Source organism: Microcoleus sp. N3A4 (assembly GCF_036701805.1).
GTDB lineage: Bacteria > Cyanobacteriota > Cyanobacteriia > Cyanobacteriales > Microcoleaceae > Microcoleus.
Genome location: NZ_JAUBRJ010000005.1, coordinates 89,311 through 100,096, shown reverse-complemented (window position 1 = coordinate 100,096; position 10,786 = coordinate 89,311). Strand labels below are relative to the sequence as shown.

The 10,786-nt window shown below is 50.3% G+C and carries 6 protein-coding genes; all 6 read right to left on the bottom strand.

Annotation, left to right across the window (positions count from 1 at the left end; translation table 11 throughout):
• On the bottom strand, window positions 1-850 hold an 850-nt coding region (locus tag QUA56_RS04770; RefSeq protein WP_333353925.1), incomplete at its 3' end, for a tetratricopeptide repeat protein.
• Between the two features lie 185 nt (window positions 851-1,035).
• Window positions 1,036-1,554, bottom strand: coding sequence for a Ycf51 family protein (locus QUA56_RS04765; RefSeq protein WP_333024861.1), 519 nt, complete (start codon window positions 1,552-1,554; stop codon window positions 1,036-1,038).
• A 147-nt stretch (window positions 1,555-1,701) separates the two neighbouring features.
• Window positions 1,702-2,760 (bottom strand): adenylate/guanylate cyclase domain-containing protein, encoded by a 1,059-nt coding sequence (locus QUA56_RS04760; RefSeq protein WP_333353922.1) that lies wholly within the window; start codon window positions 2,758-2,760, stop codon window positions 1,702-1,704.
• On the bottom strand, window positions 2,757-3,131 hold the full coding sequence (locus tag QUA56_RS04755) for a response regulator (protein WP_333271634.1): 375 nt from the start codon (window positions 3,129-3,131) through the stop codon (window positions 2,757-2,759). The genes QUA56_RS04760 and QUA56_RS04755 overlap by 4 nt, the downstream gene beginning before the upstream one ends.
• Window positions 3,124-6,876: a response regulator gene (locus QUA56_RS04750; protein ID WP_333353919.1), complete on the bottom strand. Its 3,753-nt coding sequence runs from the start codon at window positions 6,874-6,876 to the stop codon at window positions 3,124-3,126. The genes QUA56_RS04755 and QUA56_RS04750 overlap by 8 nt, the downstream gene beginning before the upstream one ends.
• A 924-nt stretch (window positions 6,877-7,800) precedes the next feature.
• A complete protein-coding gene (locus tag QUA56_RS04745; RefSeq protein ID WP_333353917.1) occupies window positions 7,801-10,302 on the bottom strand; it encodes an MASE1 domain-containing protein in 2,502 nt (833 codons plus the stop codon).
• Between the last annotated feature and the right edge of the window lie 484 nt (window positions 10,303-10,786).

Sequence of the window (10,786 nt, the reverse complement as noted above, 5' to 3'; positions counted from 1 at the left end):
TGAATTCTAAGGCTTTGTCGTAGTCGGCGATCGCTTCTTCATGCCTGCCTAATTTACGCAGTGCATTGCCCCGATTGAACCAGGCTTCGTGTAAATCTGGTTTGAATTCTAAGGCTTTGTCGTAGTCGGCGATCGCTTCTTCATGCCTGCCTAATTTACGCAGTGCATTGCCCCGATTGTTCCAGGCTGTGTGAAAATCTGGTTTGATTTCTAAGGCTTTGTCGTAGTCGGCGATCGCATCTTCTCGCCTGCCTAAATTATACAGTGCAACGCCCCGATTCGACCAGTATTCGTGATCATCTGGTTTGATTTCTAAGGCTTTGTCGTAGGAGGCGATCGCTTCTTCATGCCTGCCTAAATCACCCAGTGCATGGCCCCGACTGAACCAGGCTTCGTGTAAATCTGGTTTGAATTCTAAGGCTTTGTCGTAGTCGGCGATCGCTTCTTCATGCCTGCCTAATTTACGCAGTGCATTGCCCCGATTGTACCAGGCTTTGTGAAAATCTGGTTTGATTTCTAAGGCTTTGTCGTAGTCGGCGATCGCATCTTCTCGCCTGCCTAATTTACCGAGTGCATTGCCCCGATTGTTCCAGGCTTCGTGATTATCTGGTTTGATTTCTAAGGCTTTGTCGTAGGAGGCGATCGCTTTTGCGTATTCTTCACCAAAGCTATACAATAAACCTTGTTCTAAAAACAAATCAGCTTTTTGTTCTGGTGTTGGCCCATACTCATCAATTAAAACTTGAATTCTCACCAATTCCCGTTTCCGTTCTTGGGGAGTCAAAGCTAGATCATCTTCTCGGTTCCATCTTTTCCAACAAGCTTGCCTTTTTTCAGATTCTTGAGTCATAATTTGATATTTTTGTGATAATTTTAAAGTATTTTTTGTAGCCCATCTTAGTCCGCGCTTGAGTGGACTTCGTTTGTCTAGAAGCGATTTCAATCGCCGCATCATCTAAGTTGGGTGGGGGCGGGTTTTTGAGATTGTCGGTTTTCGGCAATTATTATTTGTAAAACCCGCCCCTACAGCATTTATCAGGCTTGGTATTTTTTCAAGATTGCAACTTTTTCCGGGAAGATTTCGATCGCCATTTTGTCATCATAACGAGTCGCGAGCGATCGCCTCACCTCGCCCAAAAACAGCGGCTGCGACAGCCCTGGTTCAGGATGTACAACTGTACGAACGCGGATTGTCATGTAGTCTCTGCCCCTTCCAGATCGCCCTGGAGAGTACAAATCCGCAGCCACTTGCTGCATCGTTGCTTCTAACTCGGATTCGGTAATCGTCGGTGGCACGGTAACTACTGTTTGAGCGCCGCCTGTATCGTAAACTAAAGAATAGCGAACCGCACCCGGAATTTCTGTGCGAGTAAACAGTCCCAAACCCAGACCGAATATACTTGCAGCGACTACGCCCATAAAGCTTGTCACTCCTACCAATCGGAAGCGAAAACCCCATTTGAAGATAAAAGCCAGCACTGTCACAACAGCCAAGACTGCTGTCAGAATTCCCGCCCATTGGGCGTACATTAAAAGGTTAGAATTTACGTTCATTTGATAATTTGTTGACTGTTGACTGTTGACTGTTGACTGTTGACTGTTGACTGTTGACTGTTAACTGTTGATATTAGTTATCGATACCCGATACCCGATGCCCAATGCCCAATGCCCGATGCCCAATGCCCAATGCCCAATGATTAATTAAGCCTTTCGGCCCACAAGCAGATAAGTCATCATATCGCCTTTGCCCTTCACCGGAATCACGCCGCGCTCCTCAAAAACGTACTTATCGCGCAGGCGCTCGTAGGTAGCAACTGTCACCTGAATGCTGCCGGGGACGCCTTGAGATTCCATCCGGGAAGCTGTATTTACCGTATCTCCCCACAAATCGTAAGTAAATTTTTTAGTACCGATTACCCCAGCTTCTACCGGGCCTGTGTGGATGCCGATGCGGATGCTGAGCGGCTGACCTCCCTTGGTACGCATCTTAGTCATTGCTGCTAGAATGTCGATCGCCATTTCGGCGATCGACTCGGCGTGGTCGTCGCTGGGCGTCGGCAAACCGCCAACTACCATATAAGCATCGCCGATCGTCTTAATTTTCTCAAGTCCGTAGCGATCGGCCAACTCGTCAAAAGCCGAAAAAATCTCGTTGAGCAACTCCACCAACTGGGCCGGCGACAAATGAGCCGAAAGCTTGGTAAAACCGACCAAATCGGCAAACATCACTGTTACCTCAGCGAAACTGTCGGCGATCGTACTTTCGCCGTGTTTGAGGCGCTGCGCGATCGCCTTGGGTAAAATATTTAACAGCAAACGCTCCGACTTTTCCTTTTCCTCAGCCAACTCCTGCAAATACGCCTGCTCTTTATCCCGCAGCCGCTTCTTTTCCAAACAAGCGCTAATCCGAGCTTTGAGCAATACCGGATTGAACGGTTTAGAAAGATAATCCTCCGCCCCCAACTCTATACACCGCACGATACTGTCGATATCGTCCACCGCCGAAATCATAATCACCGGGATGTAGCGCAACTTCTCGTCCGCCTTCAGATTTTCCAGCACTTGATAGCCGTTCATTTGCGGCATCATAATGTCGAGGAGAACTAAATCAAAAGGCTCTGTTCGCAACATTTCCAGAGCTTGCACACCATCTTCCGCAACAGTCACCGCGTGGCCTTGACGCTGAAGTCGGCGGGCCAGCAAATCGCGGTTCACCTCATTGTCGTCAACAACCAGCACGCTGCCCTCGTCACCTTTCATGTCATAGCCTCTTTTAGAAGCATTTCAATCTTACCCAAAAGTCGGGGAAACTCGACCGGTTTGGTGTCGTAGTCGTCGCAGCCGGCGGCCAGACACTTTTCACGGTCGCCCGCCATTGCGTGAGCCGTCAGCGCAATCACCGGAATCGTGCTAGTTTCAGGAGCAGCCTTAATTTGCTGCGTTGCTTGCCACCCGTCGAGCACCGGCAGACTCATATCCATCAGAATCAAATCCGGTACTTTCGCGAGGGCCATCGACACCCCCTCAGCACCGTCAACAGCAATAAATACCTCGTGTCCCTTGCGGGCCAGACGCCTGGAAAGCATATCCCTGTTCATTTCGTTATCTTCGACCAACAGGATTTTAGCCATTGGTGTTCTCCTTGCCTTTCGAGTCGTACCTGCGATCGAACCTGTCATTCACTATAGAGCGAACATCGCGCAACAAAGTATCGCAACTGTAGACTCCCTTTTGCAACACCCGATCGACACAACCGTTTAGCTGCTGGCTTTCGGCCGGTGTCAGGTCTTTCCCCGTCAGCACAACAATCGGTATTGGATCTCCAGAGTACGATTTGCGAAGTTCGCCGATCAACTCAAAGCCATCCATTTCCGGCAGCATCAAATCCAGCAGGATCAGATGCGGTCTGGCAATTTCTAGCCGAGAGAGAGCAGCGCGCCCGCTGTCAGCTTCCGTTACCGCCCAGCCTTCTCTTTCTAGTATGCGTCGCAGTATTTCGCGCGTGGCAACGTCATCTTCCACAATTAGAATCTGACAGGTCAAATTGTTACTTGCAACGCCGTCTTGGTCGCGTCGGTACTTGTTCAACAAGGCAGCCAGCCGTTTGCCGTCCACTGGTTTGGTGAGGTAGTCCGAGGCACCCAATGCAAAGCCGAGGCTTTTGTTGCCAACAAAGGATAGCAGGATTACGGGAATAGAGGCAAGATCGGGATCTGCCTTTAGGGCCGAAAGCACCGCCCAGCCGTCCATTCCGGGCATGATCACGTCGAGGGTAATCGCGTCTGGCCGCAGTTGCTTAGCGAGCCTGAGAGCTTGCTCGCCACCGCCGGCGACTTCGATGTGCAGCCCTTGGCGAACGAGGGCGCGCTGGATCAAATCCCGCGAGATCGGGTCGTCGTCAACTACCAGCACCGTGCCGACAGCGGCGGCGCCCGGAAGGCTGGGGCTGTCGCGGACTTTGTTGGCGATTTCCGGCTGTTTGATGGCGCTGGGCAAGAGTACGGTGAAAGTGCTGCCGGAGCCCAAGGTGCTGCTGGCCTCAATGCTGCCGCCCATCATTTGACAGAAGCGCTGGCTGATCGCGAGTCCCAACCCGGTGCCGCCGTACTTGCGGGTAGTCGAGGCGTCAGCTTGGGTGAAAGGTTGGAAAACTTGCTGCAATTGCTCTTTTGTCATGCCGATGCCGGTGTCGGCGACGCGGAAACTGAAAAATTCGGAGTTGGAAATTAAAATTTGGGAAGATTCCTCTTGATTTTTCATTCTTAATTGTTCATTTTTAATTCTTTCCACTCCGATCGCAATTTTCCCATTTTGAGTGAACTTGGCAGCGTTGCTGAGCAGGTTCAGCAGCACTTGCCGCACTTTGGTCATGTCGGCGTGCATGGTGTCGAAGTTGTCTGGACAGTACACTTCTAGGGTGTTGCCGTTTTTCTCGACCAGCGGCCTCGCCGTGGCGACAGCGCTTTCAATTAAGGCATGGATGTCGAAGGTTTCTAAGTAGAGATCCATTCGGCCTGCTTCAATTTTAGAGATATCTAGAATGTCGTCGATCAGGGACAGCAGGTGTTTCCCTGCGGTGCGGATTTGTTCGAGGTCGGGGAGGGATTCGCAACTTCCCAATTCTTCGGCTTCTTCTTTAAGCATTTCGCTGTAGCCGATGATGGCATTGAGGGGTGTTCGCAGTTCGTGGCTCATGTTGGCGAGAAATGTGCTTTTTGCCCGGTTGGCTGATTCTGCTGCTTCTAGGGCCGACTGCATGGCGGATTCTGCTTGTTTGCGATCGGTGATGTCTTGGACTGTGCCTTCGCAGTACAAAATGCTGCCGCTTTCGTCGCAGATGCTGCGGGCGTTTTCGGAAATCCAGATCGTGCTGCCGTCTCGGCGGTATATTTGGGATTCAAATTTTGACACTTGGCTGCGCGCGGCCAATTGGGCCATAAACTCGGCGCGTCGCTTGGGGTCTACGTAAAGTTGGCGGTTGAGGTTTGCGAGTTCGGCGAGCATTTGGGTAGAGGATTCGTAGCCGTAAATCTCGGCTAGTGCGGGATTGGCATTGAGGTAGCGCCCGTCTGGGGTGGTCTGGAATATGCCTTCGACTGCGTTTTCAAAGATGCTGCGGTATTTTGTTTCGGCTTCTCTCAAGGTTTTTTCTACTTGCTTGCGCTCTAGGGCATTGGCGAGCATTTCTCCTACCATTTTTAGCATGGTGGATATTTCTTCGGTCGATTCCCTACCCTTCGGGAACCCCTGCGGGGAACCGGATAGCTTCGCTTCACGACCTGCTGTTTGCTGTGAGGCATCGAATCTGAGAAATCCTACTAGGTTTTTACTGCTAATTAGGGGAATAATTATCAGCGATCTGATGTTGTTTTGAGGTTTGTTTAATTCTGTTTTTAGGGAATCTGCACTGGGATGTGTTGAGGCGGGTGCTGTTCGAGCGGCGGCGGTTTGGGATGGGGAATCAGTCAGGAATTCTGGCGATTTTGTGCCTGTCAAACAGGCAATTTCCGCCTTGGCTGGGGGCGCGAGTTCGCCGATTTCTGGAATGTAGAGGCATTCGGCGCGATCGAGTTTTTCTGCGATCCAAGGGATTTGTGCGATGTCTATTTGTTTGTCGGTGCTGTCTTTGATTGCCGGAATGCCGTCGGGGCACCACTCGTAGGTTTTGTCGGCGCGGGTTTTGTCTGCTGATAACAGGTAGATGTAACTGCGGTCAAACCCGATCGAGGTGGCGATCGCTTCCAGTGTTCGATCGATGTTTTTGTCTATTTCCGATCCGGGCTGGCCGATAAAACCGGTTGACAAACTGGCGATCGACTGATTGAATTCTACTCTATACTGCAAAGATTGTGCTACTTTTTGGCGGTCGGTAACGTCTCGAAAGCTCCAGACTCTGCCGACTGTGTTTGTTCCGACTTTTTTTGATGGTAACGAATTTAATTCGATAATTTTTCCGTCTTTAAATTCTAATAATTCCCGGATTTGAGTATCTGGATCGGCCGACACTTCGATCGCGTTTTGGAGAAATCCTCGGGGGTCTTTTAATTGTTCCCGGGCGTTGGGGAATCCTGTTTCGAGCGGTTTTTTGACAGTGCCGAAGGTCGATCGGTTCAACTTTCCTTGGGTGGCTGGCAAACCCCACATCTCGACAAATTTCTGATTGTAATTGCATATATTGCCGTTGCTGTCAACCGCAAGAATTCCCGCATCTGTAGATTCTATAACTGCTTGCAGCATCGAGAGCGATTGCTTGTGTTCTCTAATGTCAAAAAACACCAAGACTGATATTTCGCCGCCATCAACTGCGGGATTAAAAAAATAGGAAACTGGTAAAATCTTGCCGTCGCGGCACAGAAACTCGCCGTCCCAATTGCTGCAAGGTTGACCGGAGGCGATCGCCTCTTGTAAACCTAGTGTAGGTGCGATCGACCTATCTTCACTTTTACTTACTCGATCGGTCAAAACTTGGGATTTCTTGCCTTTGTTTTGCTTCCCGATGCGTTCTAGCAGCGAAACGCCTGCAAGTTCAGACTCTCGCCACCCCAGCAAGCGTTCGGCCTCTGGATTCACCGAAATGACAAACCCCTTCGCGTCAAGGATACACAATCCCGCCCCCAAACTGTTGACAGTCGCCCGGAGTCGATCGATTTCTGAAGCTGTTGGAGAGTCTTGAGGGGACTGGCGCGAGGGGGCCAAATCCTGTAGCGCCGCTGGCTCCGAGTTCAAACCAGCCTGCAGCGGTTCCTGCAGGCTCCGAGCTCCGTCGTAGCTACAACTTACTTGCTCTAAGAATAGCTGCCACTGCTCAGCAGTGGGAGGGGGGGACTCGCCGGCTAAACCGAGCTGTTCGAGTTGGCGCTGGAGGTGGGGATGCATAATTTCTGGCGCTTTGTAGGCAACTTTCTACAGTATATCTTTTTAATTAATAGTATATATAGACAGCTATACAGTTAGTATACAAGTACGGGATCGAGCAAATCATAGGTTTTATCGAGGCGCAGATCGAGCATCTCTGCTGTCCAAAATCTTTCAAACTGCGCTAATTATATTTATAGCAGAAAGCAGAAGGCAGAAGGCAGAAGTAATAAAAGCCAGGGTTTTAGCAATTAATAATGTCCTCGCCCTCTTTGCGGTTGCTATATTATCAAAAAATTTTCCATTGTCAACAAACCCCTGCTCTGAATGTCGATCGCACACTCAAAAATGGTATGCGATCGAGTTAACTTACGCTCAAAAACCCGGTTTCTGCCAAAACTCGCTTTTTTGAGCGGTCAACTTAGGTGTACAAATCGGGTTTCGGGAGCGATATCAAATCAGGTTAGAGCGTCTCGCTCGCACTGTACTCGGAAAATCATTGTTCCGATGCCAGCCGAAACGATATCAGGACTTTCGTACTGACTGCCAACTTAATTATGGTTTGATAGCAAAACATCATATTATACCTCTATGATTCCCAAAAAATAGTCAAAAAAATGAGTCGATCAATGCGATGATTATAGCAACCGCGCCGACGGTTAAAACGTTCTTAGGAATGAGAATTAAATAACTTACACAAGGAAAGTGGGGTGGGCTCTTATAGCCCGCCATTTTTGGACGGGCGGGACGCCCATCCCACCATAACAATTAAAATTGTAAGTTATTTAATTCGCGATCCTTAATTTCTGAAACACAAGCTATTATATTGCTTCTTGCTATACGTTCAAAATCTCCATACCTGCTAGCGAAACAATCAGCAAATTGCGGAGACTAATAAAGTGGGCAGCGCTCGAAAATAACTGTCAAAAAATATGATCGATCGCACTATTCGGTGAATATCGAAGTTTCGCTGATAATAGCTGGCAGCCGAATTGTAAAAATAGAACCTTTCTCCAACTCGCTGAATGCGGTAATGTCTCCGCCCATCATTTCGCAGAATTTCTTGCTAATCGTCAGCCCCAAACCAGTGCCGCCGTACTTCTTAGTAGTTGAGGAATCGGCTTGCGTGAAAGGATCGAAGATTTTGGCTAACTGTTCGGGACTCATGCCAATGCCGGTATCTTTGACCGTAAAAACGATCCAATCTTGAGGGGAAGACAACAGAGACAAGCTATTTTCAGCTTGGCTACCTCCTCTATAAGTTCCAAGTTTTTTGCGTCTCTTGGCAGCCTCGGCGGGGGTTTCGACGGAGCGGGTAACGGCGAACGCAATCACGCCGGAGGAAGTAAACTTCGAGGCATTGCTGAGCAGGTTGAGCAGTGACTGGCGGAGTTTAGTTAAGTCGGTCTGCATCGAGCCAATATCCTCAGAGCATTGTATTTCTAAGATATTGTTATTTTTGTCTGCCATCGGCGCGATCGTGGCGACTACTTCCTCAACCAGATTTAAAATGGTGAAGGTTTCGACGTGCAAGTCGGTGCGGCCTGCTTCAATTTTAGAGAAGTCTAGAATATCTTTAATCAGCGCTAGCAAGTGCTGGCCGGCGATGTTAATTTTCTGGAGGTCGTCTATGAACTCTTCGGCACCGAGGTCTCGGGCGTCTTCTTGCAGGATCTCGCTGTAGCCGATGATGGCGTTGAGGGGGGTTCTGAGTTCGTGACTCATGTTGGCGAGAAAAATGCTTTTCGATCGATTTGCAGCTTCGGCGGTTAATGCGGCGCGGCGGAATTCTTCGGAACGCAAGCGTTCGGTGATGTCGCTGGTCATGATTAAAACGCACTGATTACTGCCGAGGTCGATGAGTTCCGCTGACAGCAGCCAGTCGCGCACTTCGCCGGCTTTGGTGCGAATTTTGATTTCTTGGTTGCCGATCGAATTTTGTGATTGCAATATCTCGGCGAGCCGCCCCCCGTCTTCTGAATTGACCAATATTCCTAAGTCGTTGACGGTGCGGCCGATAAATTCGTGCCGCAGCCAGCCTAAAGAGCGCAAAAAGCTTTCGTTGGCATCGAGGAAGCATCCGTCTGTGAGGGTGCAGATGCTGATGCCGACTGGGGAGGCGTGAAAGGCTTTGGAAAATCTTTCTTCTGAAGAACGCAGCGCGGCTTCGGCCCGCTTTCTGTCTGTGATGTCTTGGACGGTGCTAGTAATGTAGAGGAAGTTGACCGCCGCTTGTTCGTAGACTGTGCGGTTGCTGCCGTCGGGGAGTACGAGCCTGTAGTCGATGCTGTAAGGCTGTTGGTGAAATAAAGCGGCTTCGATCGAGGTTTTGACTAATTCTCGGTCTTCGGGGTGCACGTATTCCAAGAAGGCTTCAAGGCTGGGTTCAAAAGTTCCCGGGCGCTCTCCCAAGATGCGGTAAATTTCCTCTGACCACCGCAATTGCTTGGTGTTGCGGTCTAAGTCCCAATTGCCTAGCTGCGCGATGCGCTGGGCGTTGGCGAGGCTGGCTTCGCTGGCTCGCAGGGAGGCTTCTGCTTGGTGGCGTTCGGCGACGGTGGCGGCTAAGACTAAGCCGGTGACGGCGATGACGGCGATGAAGGCTTGCAGGGATAACAGTGCTTGGGGGATGCTGCTGGCGTGTTTGAGAAAGGGGCCGCTGCCTCGGGCGATGCCCCAAATGGCGAAGCCGCAGAGGATGAAGTTGGAGAGGGCCGTGTAGCGCTGGCCGAATCGAAAGGCAGCCCAAACTACGAGGGGAAATGGTAAGTATTCGAGGGGATAGCGGGCGTAGGCGGCGCGGGTGCGCGAGCAAAAGACGAGCCAGCCGACTGCTAGCAGCAGCAGCAGCCAAATCGCTCGTTCGACCATCTGTTGGCGGCGGGTGGGGACTTTGGGCAATTGTTGCCACGTCAGCAGCAGCGGGGCGACGAGCAAAATTCCCATAGCGTCTCCCACCCACCAAGTCCCCCAAATCGTGCCAAAATCGCTCCAGCTAGATAAACCGGTCAGGCATACGACGATGCTGCCGATACTGGAGTTGATCAGGGTAGATCCCAAGGCTGCTAGTCCGACTATTCCTAAAACGTCTTTGAGCCGATCGAGCCCGGCGCTAAAATTAATGTCCTGTAGCAGATAAGTTCCCGTCCAGGCTTGCAGGGTTCTGGCGCCCGCCGAGATCAATGCCGTGCCGATGTTGGACGACGGTACGCTCATGCTGAACAGGAAGCCTCCGATTGCGATTCCCGGCCACAGTTTCCGCCCGAACAGCAGCAGGGCGACTTGGGCAATTCCTGCTGCTGGCCACATCGGGTAAATTTCTGAACTCAGGGTGAGCGTGGAAATTGCGAATTGCGACGCCAAATAGTAGACTAGGGCGATCGCCCCTACTGCGAGGAAGTACCGCCAGGAATGTCCTTTGATTGCGTTAAGGAACTTTGTCTGCATTGTCGTTTGGGGAAAAGGTGGACGGTGGTTGGGGTCTCAGTAGGTGGCACGGGACAGACACAGGGTAGGGAAAATGTTTCTATTAGGTGATGGTAGGTCATGGGTGGTAGGTAGTGGGAGAACCTTTTGAGCTAATTTTTTGTGGCGCTGTTGAGGGTTCGGTTTTTTTTTGCTGTGCGATCGACGAATCTACGCATAAATTTCGGGAGTATCGCTTTTTTGTCAATATATCTGTAAGGGCTAAGAATTCGGTCTGTAGATTTTTGGTTTTTGTTAAAGATTTATTACCGAGCGACTCCGGGTGTTTTTTCATGTTGGGCGATCGCAACTCAATTCACCCTAACATTTTGCACCATGCTCAATCATACCTAAGCAACCGATAACAACGACGTACAATCTCAGCTTTCAGGTAACTCCCGGGCAAGAAACCGGGTTTCTGATTAGAAGTGCAGGCGGGAGTTATTTTCACTAGACTTTCCACCAA